We start from the raw sequence: 14,993 nt of genomic DNA on the forward strand, positions 1-14,993 counted from the left end.
CCGAAACCGCTCAGATCTCGTCGGGACCGACCAGCGTCAGCGAGATGACGTCGCTGTCGATCAGCACTTTGCCGGCATGCTCGAAATTGACGGTGATGCGGTTGCGGATGGCCGACTGCACCTGCCCCAGCCCCCAGTCGGGCTGGTCCGGGTGGCGCACCCAGGCGCCGGGCACCAGCGAATCGTCCATGTCGGGTCCCATCCATCGAACTATTGTACATAGGAAATGCGACCGCCTGTGCGGCGGGGCCGGGACAGTATAGAATCTCCAGCGCCGCGCCGTCGCCGTTCCTTTTTACCGGAGTCTGCCTCGTGACCGAATCGTCCTCCCTCCCCGTCAGCGTCGACATCCGCGTTCTGGAACTGCTGGCGTCGAAGCTCTGCCACGATCTGGTCAGCCCGGTCGGCGCCATCCGCAACGGGCTGGAGCTGATCGAGGAGATGCAGGAGGACGAGGATGGCGGGCCTGCCGGGGGCGGTTCCATCGGCGGGTTCCTGGGCGAGGCGGTGAAGCTGATCGACCATTCCTCCGGCCAGGCCGACCGCCGGCTGCGGGTGTTCCGGCTGGCCTATGGGGTGGCGGGGCGCGACCAGAAGGGCTTCGGCGACGCCCGTGCCGCCGCCGCCGGCTATGTCGAGGGCGGACGCACCCGGCTGGACTGGCCGGAACGGGTGCCCCACGACATGACCGCCCAGCGCCGCGGCGTGGTCAAGCTGGTGCTGAATCTGGTGATGCTGGCGGACGAGGCGCTGACCCATGGCGGGCTGGTCTCCGTCGCCGCCGACGGCGATGAGACGGCGGGCCGCATCACCGTGACCGCCGCCGGCCGGCCGGGCACCCTGAACCCGGAGGCCGCGGCGGCGCTTGCCGGAACGGCGACGGCCGGGGCGCTGACTCCCCGCACCATCCACGCCTATCTGGCCGGCCGGCTGGCCGAAAGCGACGGCTTCCGCATCGCCGTCGCCACCGAAAGCAGCGAGCGGCTGGTCTTCACCGCCGAGTGGTGAGGCGTCCCGCCGCTCTTCCGGCCGCGTCTACAGCTGTTTGAAAATCCGCGGCTCCACCACGACCTGCTCCACCCCGCCGGTGGTCTGGTGGGCCGTGGTGCGCAGCGTGATCGCCAGATTGTGGCGTGCGGCCTCCGCCAGCGCGGCGTTGAGCCGTTCCACGGCTTCGCGCACGGATTGGGCGATTTCGGCGTCGCTCATCGATCCTCCCTGTGAGAATGGACGCTGTGACAAAGGAACCCCGATCCTACCGGTAGCAGCTCCCGGAAGACTCCCTATCGGAAGAGGTAAGGTTCTCTTAATCAGTGTTTGACAGGCTCCCACCCTACCTGGACTGGAGCGCAACCGGCAGCCTTTCGATGCTGCCCGTTCGAGCCGCAGGCCGGCGCGGACCATAAACATTGGGCCTGGGGAATGCGACATGGATGATCTGCTGTCCGAATTTCTGACGGAGACCAACGAAAACCTCTCGGTGCTCGACGTCGAGCTGGTCAGGTTGGAGCAGAATCCCAACAATCCGGAACTGCTGTCGAACATCTTCCGGCTCGTCCACACCATCAAGGGAACCTGCGGCTTCCTCGGCCTGCCCCGCCTGGAAAAGGTGGCGCACGCGTCGGAGAACGTGCTGGGCAAGTTCCGCGATGGCGAACTGACGATCAACCCGGAAGCCGTTTCGCTGATCCTGCAGGCTCTGGACACCATCAAGAGCCTGCTGGCGGTGCTGGAAGCGACCGAGGCGGAACCGCCCGGCGACGACCTGCCGCTGATCGAGCGGCTGAACCTGTGCGCCGAAGGCAAGCTGGGCGGTCCCGCCCCGGCCGCAGCCGCTCCCCCGCCGCCCCCGCCGCCGACCGCCCCTGCGGTTGCCGCGTCGGAATCCCGGCCGGTGACGATGGACGAGCTTGAGGCGCTGTGGAACTCCACGCCCGGCCCGAACGACATTCCCGCTCCGGCGGCCGGCACCGCGGTCGCCACCCGTGCGCCCGAGCCGGCCGAGGAGCCGGCCCAGTCGCACGACCTCGTCGTGCCCGATGCCGAGCCGGTCGCCGCCAAGGTGCCGGCGCCGGTCGCCCCGATGGCCGGTGCTTCGGGCGGCGGCAACGCCGGTGCCGCCGATGCCGGCGCCGAGGCCGCGACCAAGGAATCGGCAGTCGCCGCCCAGACCATCCGCGTCAACGTCGACCTGCTCGAAAACCTGATGACCATGGTGTCGGAGCTGGTGCTGACCCGCAACCAGCTGCTCCAGATCCTGCGGTCGCAGAAGGAGAGCGAGTTCGCGGCACCGCTGCAGCGCCTGAACCATGTGACGTCGGAGCTGCAGGAAGGCGTCATGAAGACGCGCATGCAGCCCATCGGCAACGCCTGGGCCAAGCTGCCGCGTCTGGTGCGCGATCTGGCGCATGAACTGAACAAGAAGATCGACCTCCAGATGCTCGGCGCCGACACCGAGCTGGACCGCCAGGTGCTGGAGCTGATCAAGGATCCGCTGACCCACATGGTGCGCAACAGCGCCGACCATGGGCTGGAGATTCCGGCGGAGCGCGTGAAGGCCGGCAAGACGGAGACCGGCCGCATCACCCTGAACGCCTATCACGAGGGCGGCCACATCATCATCGAGATCCAGGACGACGGTAAGGGCCTTGCCATCGACCGGATCAAGCAGAAGGCGATCCAGAACGGGATGGCGTCGGAAGGCGAGCTGGCCTCGATGACCGACCAGCAGATCATCCAGTTCATCATGAAGCCGGGCTTCTCCACCGCCGCCAAGGTCACCAACGTGTCGGGCCGCGGCGTCGGCATGGACGTGGTGAAGACCAACATCGAGAAGATCGGCGGTACGATCGAGATCAAGTCGGCCCAGGGCAAGGGCTCGACCTTCGTCATCAAGATCCCGCTGACGCTGGCCATCGTCTCGGCCCTGATCGTGGAATGCGCCGGCGAGCGCTTCGCCATCCCGCAGATCAGCGTGGTCGAGCTGGTGCGCGCCGCCGCCGACAGCGAGCACACCATCGAGCGCCTGAAGGGCACTCCGGTCCTGCGCCTGCGCAACCGCCTGCTGCCGCTGGTCTCGCTCCAGCAGCTGCTGCGGCTGGACGACAGCGAGGGCGCCAAGAAGACCGAGGAAGAGACCTTCATCGTCGTCACCCAGGTTGGCACCTACACCTTCGGCATCATGGTCGACCGCGTGTTCGACACCGAGGAAATCGTGGTGAAGCCGGTGGCGCCGATCCTGCGCCACATCGAGATGTTCTCGGGCAACACGATCCTGGGCGACGGCTCGGTCATCATGATCCTGGACCCCAACGGCATCGCGTCGGCCACCGGCGAGATGGCGATGGGCGAGGCTGCCGGCAAGGAGGCTGCCGCGGTCCAGACCCAGCGCCAGGAGGACAAGATGGCGCTCCTGCTGTTCCGCGCCGGCGAGGGCGCACCCAAGGCGGTGCCGCTGTCGCTGGTCGCCCGCCTGGAGGACGTCGATCTCGCCACGGTCGAGTTGTCGAACGGCCTGCCGGTGGTCCAGTACCGCGGCAAGCTGATGCCGCTGGTCCCGATCGACCCGAACTTCGTCGTCGCCAACGAAGGCCGCCAGCCGGTGCTGGTGTTTGCCGACGGCGACCGCTCGATGGGCCTGATCGTCGACGAGATCGTCGACATCGTGGAGGAGAAGCTGAACGTCCAGCTGGCCGCGGAGCGTCCCGGCCTGATGGGGTCGGCGATCATCGCCGGCAAGGCGACCGAGGTGATCGACGCCGGCTTCTTCCTGACCCAGGCCTACAAGGACTGGTTCGGCTCCTCCACCCAGGAGGGGTTCGAGGAGGAGAAGCTGCAGCGCGTGCTGCTGGTGGACGACAGCCCCTTCTTCCGCAACCTGCTGACGCCGCTGCTGTCGGTCGCCGGCTACGACGTGACGGCGGTGGAGAATGCCGGCGACGCGCTGGCGCTCTGCGAGGCGGGCGAGGACTTCGACGTCATCGTCTCCGACATCGAGATGCCGGGCATGAGCGGCTTCGACTTCGCCGAGGCGGTGCGCCACGGCAGCCGCTGGCAGCGCGTTCCGATGGTGGCGCTGTCCAGCCACGCCAGCGCCCGCGATCTCGACCGCGGCCGGATCGCCGGTTTCAACGACTATGTCGCCAAGTTCGACCGTGACGCGCTGCTCTTCGCGCTCCAGCAGACGCTGACCGACCAGAAAGGTGCCGCATGAGCAACGCCAAGCTGCCGTCCACCGTCCGCAAGTCGCGGGGCGACGATCTCGTCGTCTCCGGCAACCAGGACTTCGTGACCATGACGATCGCCGACCAGATGTTCGGCATCCCGGTCCTTCAGGTGCAGGACGTGCTGGGCCATCAGCGGATCACCCGCATCCCGCTGGCCCCGCCGGAGGTCGCCGGATCGCTGAACCTGCGCGGCCGCATCGTCACCGCCATCGACGTCCGCCTGCGGCTCGGCCTGACCGGCCGTCCGAAGGACAAGCCCGGCATGTCGATCGTCGTCGACCTGCGCGGAGAACTGTACAGCCTGATGGTCGATTCGGTCGGCGAGGTGCTCAGCCTGACCAAGGAGGACTTCGAGCGCAACCCGGCGACCCTGGATCCGCGTTGGCGCGAGGTATCGACCGGAATTTATAGGCTGAACGGTCAGTTGATGGTTGTGCTGGACGTGCCCCGTCTGCTCAACTTCACAACCATCGAGACGGCTTGACGGTTTGCGGCGCCCTGCCCTCCGGGGGAGGGTGCCGCACCGGCCGGCCGGCTTTTGCCGACGAACAGATGACCTGAGGCCCTGCCGCAATGAAATCCTGCCTGGTGGTCGATGACAGCCGCGTTGTCCGCAAGGTCGCGCGCAAGATCCTGGAAGAGCTGAATTTCGCCTGCTTGGAGGCGGAGGACGGCAAGCAGGCGATGGAAGCCTGCGCGGCGCAGATGCCGGACGCCATCCTGCTGGACTGGAACATGCCGGTGATGACCGGGATCGAGTTCCTGCGCCGGTTGCGCAAAATGAGCGGGGGCGAACAGCCCAAGGTGGTGTTCTGCACGACCGAGAACGACCTTGCCCACATCCAGGAGGCGCTGTCCGCCGGGGCCAACGAGTACATCATGAAGCCCTTCGACAGCGACATCATCCAGACCAAGTTCGCGCAGGTCGGCCTTCTGTGACCCCGGGGCGGGATGTCGGGAGAGCCAGCGTTGAACCAGTCGAGTTGAAAGGCGAATCGCCGTTATGTCGGACAGTTTTGGCAGAGGTCCCCTCACCACCGCGCGACCGGCCAACCCGGATCCCGTCCGGGTCATGGTGGTGGACGACTCCGCCGTCATCCGCGGCCTGCTGACCCGCGCGCTGGAAGGGGACCCGGACATCCGCGTCGTCACCTCCGTCGGCGACGGCCAGATGGCGGTCAATTCACTGCAGCGCAATTCCATCGATGTCATCGTGCTGGACATCGAGATGCCGGTGATGGACGGGCTGACCGCCATACCGAAGCTGCTGGCGGTTGCGCCGCAGGTGAAGATCATCATGGCCTCCACGCTGACGCTGCGCGGGGCCGACGTGTCGATCCGCTGCCTGTCGGCGGGTGCCGCCGATTACATCCCGAAGCCGACCTCCACCCGCGAGATCGGCGGGGCGGAGGACTTCAAGCGCGAGCTGGTCGCCAAGGTCAAGGCGCTGGGCGCAGCCGCCCGGCGCGCCGGATCGCGCTCGCGCGGCGAGATCCGGCCGCTGACCCCGGCGGCTCCGCTGGGGCTGCTGAAGCGCGAGGTCGGGCCGATCGTCACCCGGCCGACTCCGGCCGGCACCATCGCCACCAAGCCGGACGTGATCGCCATCGGCAGTTCCACCGGCGGCCCGCAGGCGCTGTTCGAGGTGCTGTCGCACCTGAAGGCCGGCGTCAGCCAGCCGATCCTGATCACCCAGCACATGCCGGCGACCTTCACCACCATCCTGGCCGAGCACATCACCCGCCAATGCGGGATCGATGCGCGGGAGGCCAAGGACGGCGAGCCGATCGTGCAGAACCGCTGCTACATTGCGCCCGGCGACTTCCACATGCTGGTGACCCAGCGCGGCGGCGCCAACGTGATCGCTCTCAGCAAGGATCCGCCCGAGAATTTCTGCCGCCCGGCGGTCGACCCGATGATGCGGTCGATCCTGAAGGCCTTCGGCGGCCGCAAGATCCTGGCCTGCATCCTGACCGGCATGGGGCAGGACGGGTTGAAGGGCTGCACCGACGTGGTCAATGGCGGCGGCACCCTGATCGCCCAGGACGAGGCATCGAGCGTGGTCTGGGGCATGCCCGGTGCCGTGGCGCAAGCCGGCATCTGCAATGCCATCCTGCCGCTCAAGGAAATCGGTCCCCACATCCGCAAGCTCGCTTCGAGGGCAGCATGAGAGTCGAAGATTTCGACATGTTCTCCACGCTGCTCAAGCAGCGTTCCGGACTGGTCCTCACCCGTGACAAGGCGTACCTGCTCGAATCCCGGCTGATGCCGGTGGCGCGCAAGTGGAACATGAAGGGCCTCGAGGAGCTGGCGACCACCGTCCGCACCCGCAAGGACGAGGCGCTGCTGCGTGACATCACGGAAGCGATGACGACCAACGAGTCGTCCTTCTTCCGCGACCAGAAGCCTTTCGACCAGTTCCGCCAGCTGGTGCTTCCGAAGCTGATGGAGGCGCGGGCGGCCAAGCGGTCCTTGCGCATCTGGTCGGCCGCCTGTTCGTCGGGCCAGGAAGCCTATTCGCTGTCGATGATCCTGAACGACGAGGCGGCGAAGCTGGCCGGCTGGCGCATCGAGATCGTCGGCACCGACATCTCGGCGGAAATGGTGGAGCGGGCGAAGGCCGGCATCTACACCCAGTTCGAGGTGCAGCGGGGCCTGCCGATCACCATGCTGGTGAAGCATTTCAAGCAGAACGGCGACAAGTGGCAGATCAGCCAGCAACTGCGCCAGATGGCGTCGTTCCGCGAATGGAACCTGCTGGGCGATTTGTCGGCGCTGGGACAGTTCGACATCGTCTTCTGCCGCAACGTGCTGATCTATTTCGACCAGCCGACCAAGGCGAAGGTTCTGGAGTCGATTTCCCGCCAGATGCCGCAGGACGGCGTTCTGTATCTGGGCGGTGCTGAAACGGTGCTGGGCATCACCGACAAGTTCAAGCCGGTGGAGGGCCAGCGCGGTCTCTACAGCCTGGGCGGCTTTTCGGCCGCCGGCGCCAAGGTGGCGTAAATCCTGGGATCCTTGTCCTGACGGACGTCATCCCCGCGAGGGCGGGGATCCAGGCTTCCAACTCGATCGTTCGGACGGCTGGATCCCCGCCTTCGCGGGGATGACAGCCGGAAAATGCACCAACTCTCAGGCCGACGGCGTGATCGACTTGATCGGGCCGCGCGGATTGCCGGACATTTCGGCGATCTTGCGATCCTGCGCTTCGAGGAAGGTGCGGATGGAATTCTCGCGGTCGAACTGATCGATGTCGGCGGTCGGCACCTTGCGGTTCGAAGTGCGCGCACCGTCCTGGTAAATCACGTCGAAAAGCGCAAACGCGTTGTCGACGGGCTGTTTCTTCTGACGGGCCATGGCCTGTCCTCCGTATGGTCGCGGTCGGCCGCGCCTGCGGCCGTCCGTTCAGGCATTGTTGGTGTCGGTTTTGGTCTCGGCATCCGTGTCGGTATCGGTCGTCAGGGACTCGTCCTGACTCTCCGTCCCGTCCGGATCGCCGGCGCGGCGGGCGGCGACGCCTTCCTCGCGACGCTGAAGCTTTTCCTGCTTCCTCTGTTCCTTGGCCCGGTTGCGCTCGGCCCGCTGCTGGTTGTAATTCGGTTTGAAAGCCATCGCGGATCTCCTCTGGGCAGAGCCCTGCATCTGGGCGACAGGGACTTGTTCAACACGGAAAAAGGGCACCGGTTTCCCGATGCCCCTTTTTCCGCAGGTCGGCGGTCAGGCGGTCAGACCGCCTTCAGATTTTCCGCCGAGGTCTTGCCACGCTTCGGATCGCGCTGCTCCTCGTAGGAAATCTTCTGGCCATCGACCAGGCTGCGCAGCCCGGCGCGTTCGACAGCGGAGATGTGAACGAACACATCCGGGCCGCCGCTTTCCGGCTGAATGAAACCGAAGCCCTTGGTGCTGTTGAACCATTTGACGGTGCCGACGGGCATGTCTGTCTCCCATAACGCAAAGGGCGCCACACCACCGGTGCGGCGCATCAGACTGGGTGTGGGATTGGCGGCCCCCAGGTGCTCGCGATCGAATTTTGCGATGGCGAAAAAAGAGGGGCTGAGCGTGGGGGCTTTTGAAAGCCCCGCAGTCCGAAGCAGAATGACCCACCAAGTATGGGAACGCCCGGTCCGGCTTTCAAGGTGAAAGACGGCCGGGCGTGGAGGGGTGGGCAAAAGAAAAAGGAGAACCGGTGAAGCGTCAGCCGGCGGCCTGCTGTTGCGGCACGCGCGGCGGCGGCGGGGGATTGCCTTCGACGATTTCCTCGTGCGGGTCGCGCAGCACGTAACCGCGGCCCCACACCGTTTCGATGTAGTTGTCGCCCTGGGTCGCGGCGGCCAGCTTCTTGCGCAGCTTGCAGACGAAGACGTCGATGATCTTCAGTTCCGGCTCGTCCATCCCGCCATAGAGATGGTTGAGGAACATCTCCTTGGTCAGCGTCGTGCCCTTGCGCAGGCTCAACAGCTCCAGGATGCCGTATTCCTTGCCGGTCAGGTGCAGCGGCGACTGGTCGACCTCCACCGTGCGGGTGTCGAGATTGACGGTCAGGCGGCCGGTGCGGATGATGCTGTCGGAATGGCCCTTCGACCGGCGGACGATGGCCTGGATGCGGGCGATCAGTTCGCGCTTGTCGAACGGCTTGGTCAGGTAGTCGTCGGCGCCGAACCCCAGACCCTTGATCTTGTTGTCCATTTCGGTCAGGCCGGACAGGATCAGGATCGGGGTGGTCACGCGCGCGGCGCGCAGGCGGCGAAGAACCTCGTAACCGTCGATGTCCGGCAGCATCAGATCGAGGATGATGATGTCGTAATCGTAGAGTTTGCCGATCTCGAGTCCGTCCTCACCCAGGTCGGTAGAATCGACGATGAAACCTTCCGTGTTCAGCATCAGCTCGATGCTTTTGGCGACGGAGGAATCGTCTTCAACCAGCAGAACCCTCATGGCGATATCCCGACGTTTGATGGCGCGCTTTCGCTACCCGACCCCGGACATGGCCCCCGATCCTTGATGACCGATTTCAACCATCCCGTTTACACAAGTTAACAGACGATTCAGCTTAACGCCAGTGCCAAGCGCTTACACAACGTTAATCCTTCCATCGCAAGATGCGATCATGGTGGTTAACGTCCCCTCCGTCCACTGAGCTACCACTTAATAGAGGCGCCTCCCGTCTTGGGACCGCCTGCCCTGGAAATGCCGGTATCCGATCCATGACGTTCGATATCGATCAGTTGATCCGCGACATCGACCAAATCCCGGACTCCAGCCGGTACGGCCGCGTCACCGCCGTATCCGGCCTGATGGTCGAGGTCGGCGGGATCGAGAAGGAACTGTCGGTCGGCGGCCGCTGCATCGTCGAGACGCGCGACCGCCGTCAGGTCCCGTGCGAGGTGGTGGGCTTCCGCCAGGGCAGGGCGCTCGCCATGCCGTTCGGTGCGCTGGATGGGGTGGGGCTGGGCTGCCGGGCGCTGGTTGCGGGCGATCAGGCGCGGATCTATCCGACGGATGCCTGGCTCGGCCGCGTCGTCAACGCGCTCGGCGAGCCGGTGGATGGCAAGGGGCCGCTGCCCAAGGGGCCGCAGGGCACGCCGATCCGCAACACGCCGCCCAACGCCCATTCGCGGGCCCGCGTAGGCGAGAAGCTGGATCTGGGCATCCGCGCCATCAACGCCTTCCTCACCTGCTGCCGTGGCCAGCGCATGGGCATCTTCGCCGGATCGGGCGTCGGCAAATCGTCGGTCATGTCGATGCTGGCGCGCTTCTCCGCCGCGGAGGTCGCGGTGATCGGCCTGATCGGCGAGCGCGGCCGCGAATTGCAGGAATTCATCACCGAGGATCTGGGCGAGGAGGGGCTGGCCCGCAGCGTCGTCGTCTGCGCCACCTCGGACGAAGCGCCGCTGATGCGCAAGCAGGCCGCCTACATGACGCTGGCGGTGGCCGAGCATTTCCGCGACCAGGGCCGCGATGTGCTGTGCATGATGGACAGCGTCACCCGCTTCGCCATGGCCCAGCGCGAGATCGGCCTGTCGGCCGGCGAACCGCCGACGACCAAGGGCTATCCGCCGACCGTCTTCGCCGAACTGCCGCGCCTGCTCGAGCGCGCCGGTCCGGGGGTTGTCGGATCGGGCACCATCACCGGCCTGTTCACCGTGCTGGTGGACGGCGACGACCACAACGAGCCGATCGCCGACGCCGTGCGCGGCATCCTGGACGGCCACATCGTGATGGAGCGCCAGATTGGCGAGCGCGGGCGCTATCCCGCCATCAACATCCTGCGCAGCGTGTCGCGCACCATGCCCGGCTGCAACACGGCGAACGAGAACGAGCTGGTCGGCCATGCCCGGCGCCTGCTGTCGTCCTACGACAACATGGCGGAGATGATCCGGCTGGGCGCCTACCGCCGCGGCACCGACCCGCAGGTGGACGAGGCGATCCACTTCCAGCCGGCATTGGAAGCCTTTTTGAAGCAGAGCAAGCGCGAGGCCACCGATCTGGAGACCAGCTACGCCATGCTCGCTGAAATCTTTGGGGTGCAGTGGCCGCAATGAGCCTGAAGACGATCATCCGCCTGCAAAAGCTGCAACTGGACGAGAAGCGTCGCGTCCTGGCGGACCTCCACACGCTGGCCGACCGGCTGCGCAACGAGATCGAGAAGGTGAAGCAGGAGATCGTGCACGAGCAGGAAACGGTGCGCGACGACTTTTCGGTGTCCTTCACCTATTCCAACTTCGCCCAGGCGGCGATGGAGCGCGGCCGCAAGCTGGGCGAATCGCTGGGGCAGGTGGAGATGCAGATCAACATCGCCACCGACGAGATGGCCGAAGCCTTCCAGGAGTTGAAGCGCTACGAACTGGCCGAGGAAGAGCGGCTGAAGCGCGAGCGCGACAAGCAGAAGCGCAAGGAGGCCGCGATGCTGGACGAAACCGCGCTGGTGGGGTTCCGGCGCCGGCAGGCGGAGGAGGAGGCGACCGGGGGGTAAGGTTTGCGGGCAGGGCAATCGGACGCGCTGCCCGGTTCAAGGCTGCCCGGTCAAGCCCTTCAGACGGTCACCGAAACCAGTCCACCCGGCGACCCGCCGCCGTATCCGCCCGTCGCGGCCGGTGTGACGCCGCCGGTCGTCGGTGCTGCTGTGGCTGACCCTGCCGCCGTCCCGCTGCTGCCGGGGGCACTGGCGAAGGACACGCCGATCGACGGACTGGCCGCCGTGCCGGTCGTCGTGCCGGTTGATCCGAATCCGCTCGCCGCTGCGCCATAGCCGCTGCCGGACGATGTCCCCGCGCCGCCGGGCGATCCGTCCGAGCCGCTCTTCGCCGCTGCCGCTTTCCGCTCGTCCTCCTGCGACAGGCGATTGGCGGTGCGGCGGTATTCCTCAACCACGCGCTGGGACGGGATCTGGTCCTGGGTTTCGCCGGTGTCGAAGTCGCGGAAATACAGCACGGCCACCCGCGCGCCCTGGTCGTAGCGCATGAACGGGCTGATGAAGCCGGCTCCGGAGGATTTCTCCGCTTCGCCAGAGGTTCCGCTGCCGGATGCCTGGACTGGAGTCGACGGGGAAGCGGCGCCGGCTTCGGTCGGCTGGAAAGCAGTCGGGCGGAGTGCCGTCGTGCTGGAAACGCCACGGATCTCCATCGCTGCCTCCTGCGCTTCTTGCCCGCTTTCCAGGCGTTGCCCCTGGGACAACCCCTTGGCGGGCGCCGCCCCTCGATGCTCTCCTTGACCGACCCTGCCGCACCGGACCTGTCGTGTGATCCGGTATGGATCAGACCGTGATGTTCAGGTTCTGGCCGCGGGTGGCGGTGGTGTTGCCGCCGCTGGATCCGCTCTGGGCCGTCTGCGCCTCCTGCTGGCGGCGGGTGCGCTCGGTCTGGTCTTCCTGTGCGGATTCGACGGGCGAGGTCGACCGCTGCGCCGCGGCGGGGCCGCTGCTGAGCGGGGTGACGTATGGCTGCTGCTGATAGCCGCCAATTCCGCCAATGCTGCTGACGCCCATGATCGTTCCTCCGGTCGCTGACGCGACGCTTCTCAACCCAACTAGGCAAATTTTGCCCGATCGAAAGGGTTAGCGCCAGCGAAATCGCTTCGGTGGAGAAGCTTTTCCGGGAATGTCAACGATCAAAGTGACTTGCGGGCAAAGGGTCACAACTCTTTTTCGGCGGTTGCTTCCGCTCCGGCAACCTGCGCTGCGGGCTCCGGCGGCGACTCGGCGTTCCGCCACAGCGCCGCTTCGACCGCCAGCGTCCAGAAGCTTTCGGCCGCCTTGCTCTGGCGCGCGCGTGGGCGGACCAGCCGGATCTGCACCGGCACGGTCCAGCGTTCGTCGCCGGCCGGCACGCCGGCGCGCACCAGGGAGCCGCGCGCCAGATCCTCGGCGATCAGGCTTTCCGGCAGCCAGGCCACGCCGCGCCCGTCGCGCGCCAGCGTGCGCAGGACCGCAGCGAGGTGGGAGGTGAAGACGGTGTCGAGCGCATTGGGCAGCGGATGTGCCGCCCGCACCGCCTCCAGAATGCGGCCCATGCCGGATTCGCGGCTGTAGGACAAATGCGGCAGCGCGGTGTCCTGGCCGTCCGCCAGCAGATGGCGCGGTCGGCCGCCGGCATCGGGGGCGGTCACCGCCAGCAGCCGGTCGCCGCCGACGACGACGGAGCGGAAGGACTCCGCATCCAGCCGGCCGGCCGCCGCCGGATGGGCGTGGCAGAGCAGGAACTGCGCCTGGCCTGCCAGCATCAGCCGCTCGCAGGCCTCCATGCTGTCGGACGACAGGGTGATGGCGCCCAGCCTTGCCCGCGCCTCCAGCGCCCGCAGCCAGGAGGGGAAGAAGGTCAGCGACAGCGCATGGGTGGCGGCGAAGCGCAGGGTCGCCGCTTCCGACTGGGCGGCGAGCCGGGCCTCTTCCCGGCCTTGCAGCAGGCGGCGCACGGTTTCGTCGGCGAAGGGGCGGAAGCGCCGCCCGGCCTCCGTCAGGGTCACCGGCTGCCCACTGCGGTCGAACAGCGGGGTGCCGGCCCAATCCTCCAGCGCGCGGATGCGGCGGCTGAAGGCCGGCTGGGTCAGGTGGCGCATGTCGGCGGCGCGGGAGAAGTTGCCGCAATCCACCAGCGCCAGGAAATCGTCGAGCCAGGAGAGTTCCATCGCCCAATCTTCGTCACGTCTGCCGGCCCGGCCCGGTGCCCTTATGCCGAACCCGCATGATGCGTTCCGACCTTGGCATTGGCCCGGCGGCCCGCAACATCCCTACAGTGCCGGCACGAAACGCGCCACCACGCTGCAAGGGGAACCGCCATGCGCATCGTCGAAATCCGCGAGCAGACCGCCGGCATCAAGTCCGACATCGCCAACGCCTTCATCGATTTCAGCCAGATGACGTGCAGCGTCGTCGCGGTGGTCACCGACGTGGTGCGCGACGGCAAGCCGGTGATCGGCTACGGCTTCAACTCGAACGGCCGTTATGCCGCGGGCGGGCTGCTGCGCGAGCGCTTCATCCCCCGGCTGATGTCGGCCGCACCCGACAGCCTGCTCGACGACACCGGCGAGAACCTCGACCCGTTCCGCATCTGGGCGCGGCTGATGACCAACGAGAAGCCGGGCGGCCATGGCGAGCGCTCCGTCGCCGTCGGCACCATCGACATGGCGGTGTGGGATGCCGTGGCGAAGATCGCCGGCGTGCCGCTCTACCGCCTGCTGGCCGACCGTTACCGCGGTGGGGTGGCCGACGACAGCGTCTGGGTCTACGCGGCGGGCGGCTATTACTATCCAGGCAAGGATGTGACGGCGCTTCAGGACGAGATGCGCAGCTACCGCGACCGCGGCTACAAGGTCGTGAAGATGAAGATCGGCGGCGCACCGCTGGAGGAGGATCTCCGCCGCATCGACGCGGTGCTGGAGGTGGTCGGGTCGGGCGAGAACCTGTGCGTCGATGCCAATGGCCGCTTCGACCTCGCCACCGCGATCAAATACGCCGAGGCGCTGAAGCCCTACGGCCTGTTCTGGTACGAGGAAGCCGGCGATCCGCTGGACTATGCGCTGCAGGCCGAACTCGCCAACCATTACGACCGGCCGATGGCGACGGGCGAGAACCTGTTCTCCCACCAGGATGCCCGCAACCTGATCCGCCATGGCGGCATGCGGCCCGACCGCGACTGGCTGCAGTTCGACTGTGCCTTGAGCTATGGACTCGTCGAGTATCTGCGCACGCTGGACATGCTGAAAGACAATGGCTGGTCCAGCCGTCGGGTGGTGCCGCATGGCGGGCACCAGATGTCGCTGAACATCGCCGCCGGCCTGCATCTGGGCGGCAACGAATCCTATCCGGACGTCTTCAAGCCCTTCTGCGGTTTCGCCGACGGTATCGCAGTCGAGGATGGCCGCGTGCGCTTGCCCGATCTGCCCGGCGTCGGTTTCGAGGCGAAGTCGGAACTGTTCGCGACGATGAGCGGGCTGCTGGAAACCAGATAACTGCACTCAGGTTCAAGGTCCGGACCTGTTCCATTGGGAGACGGCATCGCCAATGGTCGATTCGGCCATTGACCGAGCGATTTACTGTGTCAATCTGTTGGAGGTCGCAACGTTTCAGAAAGGAGGTGATCCAATGTCTCATGGAGCCAGTCCGGTCGTCGCCGTTTTGTTCGGTCTCGCCACTCTCCTGACGGCGGGGATCGCCAACGCGGACTGTTCGCCCAACCACAGCGCGAGCGCGTCGCCGCCGCCGGCCTCCAGCACCGTCGGGTCTGCTGGAACACCGGCGCCCAGCAGCACGCGCGGCGGGTGACGGCCGAA

General features: G+C 66.6%; 18 protein-coding genes. 9 read left to right on the forward strand and 9 right to left on the reverse strand.

The window, feature by feature from the left end:
• Positions 1 to 10: 10 nt before the first annotated feature.
• Complete coding sequence (locus TSH64_RS09025) at positions 11 to 190, reverse strand: DUF3553 domain-containing protein (RefSeq protein ID WP_109096461.1); 180 nt, start codon at positions 188 to 190, stop codon at positions 11 to 13.
• A gap of 122 nt (positions 191 to 312) precedes the next feature.
• Here TSH64_RS09025 and TSH64_RS09030 point away from each other — a divergent pair, with 122 nt between their 5' ends.
• On the forward strand, positions 313 to 1,008 hold the full coding sequence (locus tag TSH64_RS09030; RefSeq protein WP_109096462.1) for a histidine phosphotransferase family protein: 696 nt from the start codon (positions 313 to 315) through the stop codon (positions 1,006 to 1,008).
• 27 nt (positions 1,009 to 1,035) lie between these two features.
• Here TSH64_RS09030 and TSH64_RS35815 read toward each other — a convergent pair whose 3' ends face one another.
• Positions 1,036 to 1,209, reverse strand: coding sequence for a hypothetical protein (locus tag TSH64_RS35815; RefSeq protein ID WP_174474538.1), 174 nt, complete (start codon positions 1,207 to 1,209; stop codon positions 1,036 to 1,038).
• A 220-nt stretch (positions 1,210 to 1,429) separates the two neighbouring features.
• On the opposite strand from TSH64_RS35815, the gene TSH64_RS09035 reads away from it, so the two are divergent.
• The 5 genes from TSH64_RS09035 (at position 1,430) to TSH64_RS09055 (ending at position 7,232) form a co-directional block, all read left to right on the forward strand.
• Positions 1,430 to 4,213, forward strand: coding sequence for a chemotaxis protein CheW (locus TSH64_RS09035; RefSeq protein ID WP_109096463.1), 2,784 nt, complete (start codon positions 1,430 to 1,432; stop codon positions 4,211 to 4,213).
• Positions 4,210 to 4,710 carry a chemotaxis protein CheW gene (locus TSH64_RS09040; RefSeq protein WP_109047908.1) on the forward strand — a complete coding sequence of 167 codons (501 nt, stop codon included), beginning with the start codon at positions 4,210 to 4,212 and terminating at the stop codon, positions 4,708 to 4,710. Before TSH64_RS09035 ends, TSH64_RS09040 begins: the two co-directional genes overlap by 4 nt.
• A gap of 89 nt (positions 4,711 to 4,799) precedes the next feature.
• On the forward strand, positions 4,800 to 5,165 hold the full coding sequence (locus TSH64_RS09045; RefSeq protein ID WP_109096464.1) for a response regulator: 366 nt from the start codon (positions 4,800 to 4,802) through the stop codon (positions 5,163 to 5,165).
• A gap of 64 nt (positions 5,166 to 5,229) precedes the next feature.
• Entirely contained in the window at positions 5,230 to 6,396 is a 1,167-nt protein-coding gene (locus tag TSH64_RS09050; protein WP_109096465.1) for a chemotaxis response regulator protein-glutamate methylesterase, read from the forward strand.
• Complete coding sequence (locus TSH64_RS09055) at positions 6,393 to 7,232, forward strand: protein-glutamate O-methyltransferase (protein WP_109096466.1); 840 nt, start codon at positions 6,393 to 6,395, stop codon at positions 7,230 to 7,232. The genes TSH64_RS09050 and TSH64_RS09055 overlap by 4 nt, the downstream gene beginning before the upstream one ends.
• Before the next feature lie 126 nt (positions 7,233 to 7,358).
• On the opposite strand, the gene TSH64_RS09060 is transcribed toward TSH64_RS09055, so the two are convergent.
• The 4 genes from TSH64_RS09060 to TSH64_RS09075 form a co-directional block, all read right to left on the reverse strand.
• Positions 7,359 to 7,583, reverse strand: a complete 225-nt coding sequence (locus TSH64_RS09060) for a hypothetical protein (RefSeq protein WP_109096467.1) — start codon at positions 7,581 to 7,583, stop codon at positions 7,359 to 7,361.
• A 48-nt stretch (positions 7,584 to 7,631) separates the two neighbouring features.
• Complete coding sequence (locus tag TSH64_RS35620) at positions 7,632 to 7,838, reverse strand: hypothetical protein (RefSeq protein ID WP_158285363.1); 207 nt, start codon at positions 7,836 to 7,838, stop codon at positions 7,632 to 7,634.
• Between the two features lie 113 nt (positions 7,839 to 7,951).
• A complete protein-coding gene (locus tag TSH64_RS09070; RefSeq protein WP_012977930.1) occupies positions 7,952 to 8,161 on the reverse strand; it encodes a cold-shock protein in 210 nt (69 codons plus the stop codon).
• A gap of 259 nt (positions 8,162 to 8,420) precedes the next feature.
• Positions 8,421 to 9,161 carry a response regulator transcription factor CtrA gene (locus TSH64_RS09075; protein WP_098736190.1) on the reverse strand — a complete coding sequence of 247 codons (741 nt, stop codon included), beginning with the start codon at positions 9,159 to 9,161 and terminating at the stop codon, positions 8,421 to 8,423.
• A 269-nt stretch (positions 9,162 to 9,430) separates the two neighbouring features.
• Here TSH64_RS09075 and fliI point away from each other — a divergent pair, with 269 nt between their 5' ends.
• Together fliI and TSH64_RS09085 are read left to right on the forward strand one after the other, a co-directional pair.
• Positions 9,431 to 10,768 (forward strand): flagellar protein export ATPase FliI, encoded by a 1,338-nt coding sequence (fliI, locus tag TSH64_RS09080; RefSeq protein ID WP_109096468.1) that lies wholly within the window; start codon positions 9,431 to 9,433, stop codon positions 10,766 to 10,768.
• The gene (locus tag TSH64_RS09085; protein ID WP_098736188.1) at positions 10,765 to 11,199 is read left to right on the forward strand and encodes a flagellar export protein FliJ; all 435 of its coding nucleotides are present in this window, start codon (positions 10,765 to 10,767) and stop codon (positions 11,197 to 11,199) included. The genes fliI and TSH64_RS09085 overlap by 4 nt, the downstream gene beginning before the upstream one ends.
• Positions 11,200 to 11,258: 59 nt before the next feature.
• Here the strand turns inward: TSH64_RS09085 and TSH64_RS09090 are convergent, their stop codons facing one another.
• The 3 genes from TSH64_RS09090 to TSH64_RS09100 all read right to left on the reverse strand — a co-directional run bounded on the left by TSH64_RS09090 (position 11,259) and on the right by TSH64_RS09100 (position 13,349).
• A complete protein-coding gene (locus tag TSH64_RS09090; RefSeq protein WP_109096469.1) occupies positions 11,259 to 11,849 on the reverse strand; it encodes a hypothetical protein in 591 nt (196 codons plus the stop codon).
• Positions 11,850 to 11,979: 130 nt separating this feature from the next.
• Positions 11,980 to 12,210 (reverse strand): hypothetical protein, encoded by a 231-nt coding sequence (locus TSH64_RS09095; protein WP_109096470.1) that lies wholly within the window; start codon positions 12,208 to 12,210, stop codon positions 11,980 to 11,982.
• A 146-nt stretch (positions 12,211 to 12,356) separates the two neighbouring features.
• Complete coding sequence (locus TSH64_RS09100) at positions 12,357 to 13,349, reverse strand: LysR family transcriptional regulator (RefSeq protein ID WP_109096471.1); 993 nt, start codon at positions 13,347 to 13,349, stop codon at positions 12,357 to 12,359.
• 150 nt (positions 13,350 to 13,499) lie between these two features.
• On the opposite strand from TSH64_RS09100, the gene TSH64_RS09105 reads away from it, so the two are divergent.
• The gene (locus TSH64_RS09105; RefSeq protein ID WP_109096472.1) at positions 13,500 to 14,672 is read left to right on the forward strand and encodes a mandelate racemase/muconate lactonizing enzyme family protein; all 1,173 of its coding nucleotides are present in this window, start codon (positions 13,500 to 13,502) and stop codon (positions 14,670 to 14,672) included.
• Positions 14,673 to 14,993: the final 321 nt, after the last annotated feature.

The organism is Azospirillum sp. TSH64 (assembly GCF_003116035.1).
Taxonomy (GTDB): Bacteria; Pseudomonadota; Alphaproteobacteria; order Azospirillales; family Azospirillaceae; genus Azospirillum.

Bases quoted from the DNA above. Each gene is read 5' to 3' on its own strand.
- fliI (WP_109096468.1), top strand. From the start codon at position 9,431: ATGACGTTCGATATCGATCAGTTGATCCGCGACATCGACCAAATCCCG.
- TSH64_RS09060 (WP_109096467.1), bottom strand. From the start codon at position 7,583: ATGGCCCGTCAGAAGAAACAGCCCGTCGACAACGCGTTTGCGCTTTTC.
- TSH64_RS35815 (WP_174474538.1), bottom strand. From the start codon at position 1,209: ATGAGCGACGCCGAAATCGCCCAATCCGTGCGCGAAGCCGTGGAACGG.
- TSH64_RS35620 (WP_158285363.1), bottom strand. From the start codon at position 7,838: ATGGCTTTCAAACCGAATTACAACCAGCAGCGGGCCGAGCGCAACCGG.
- TSH64_RS09105 (WP_109096472.1), top strand. From the start codon at position 13,500: ATGCGCATCGTCGAAATCCGCGAGCAGACCGCCGGCATCAAGTCCGAC.
- TSH64_RS09100 (WP_109096471.1), bottom strand. From the start codon at position 13,349: ATGGAACTCTCCTGGCTCGACGATTTCCTGGCGCTGGTGGATTGCGGC.
- TSH64_RS09085 (WP_098736188.1), top strand. From the start codon at position 10,765: ATGAGCCTGAAGACGATCATCCGCCTGCAAAAGCTGCAACTGGACGAG.
- TSH64_RS09045 (WP_109096464.1), top strand. From the start codon at position 4,800: ATGAAATCCTGCCTGGTGGTCGATGACAGCCGCGTTGTCCGCAAGGTC.
- TSH64_RS09070 (WP_012977930.1), bottom strand. From the start codon at position 8,161: ATGCCCGTCGGCACCGTCAAATGGTTCAACAGCACCAAGGGCTTCGGT.
- TSH64_RS09040 (WP_109047908.1), top strand. From the start codon at position 4,210: ATGAGCAACGCCAAGCTGCCGTCCACCGTCCGCAAGTCGCGGGGCGAC.
- TSH64_RS09095 (WP_109096470.1), bottom strand. From the start codon at position 12,210: ATGGGCGTCAGCAGCATTGGCGGAATTGGCGGCTATCAGCAGCAGCCA.
- TSH64_RS09025 (WP_109096461.1), bottom strand. From the start codon at position 190: ATGGACGATTCGCTGGTGCCCGGCGCCTGGGTGCGCCACCCGGACCAG.
- TSH64_RS09075 (WP_098736190.1), bottom strand. From the start codon at position 9,161: ATGAGGGTTCTGCTGGTTGAAGACGATTCCTCCGTCGCCAAAAGCATC.
- TSH64_RS09035 (WP_109096463.1), top strand. From the start codon at position 1,430: ATGGATGATCTGCTGTCCGAATTTCTGACGGAGACCAACGAAAACCTC.
- TSH64_RS09055 (WP_109096466.1), top strand. From the start codon at position 6,393: ATGAGAGTCGAAGATTTCGACATGTTCTCCACGCTGCTCAAGCAGCGT.
- TSH64_RS09050 (WP_109096465.1), top strand. From the start codon at position 5,230: ATGTCGGACAGTTTTGGCAGAGGTCCCCTCACCACCGCGCGACCGGCC.
- TSH64_RS09090 (WP_109096469.1), bottom strand. From the start codon at position 11,849: ATGGAGATCCGTGGCGTTTCCAGCACGACGGCACTCCGCCCGACTGCT.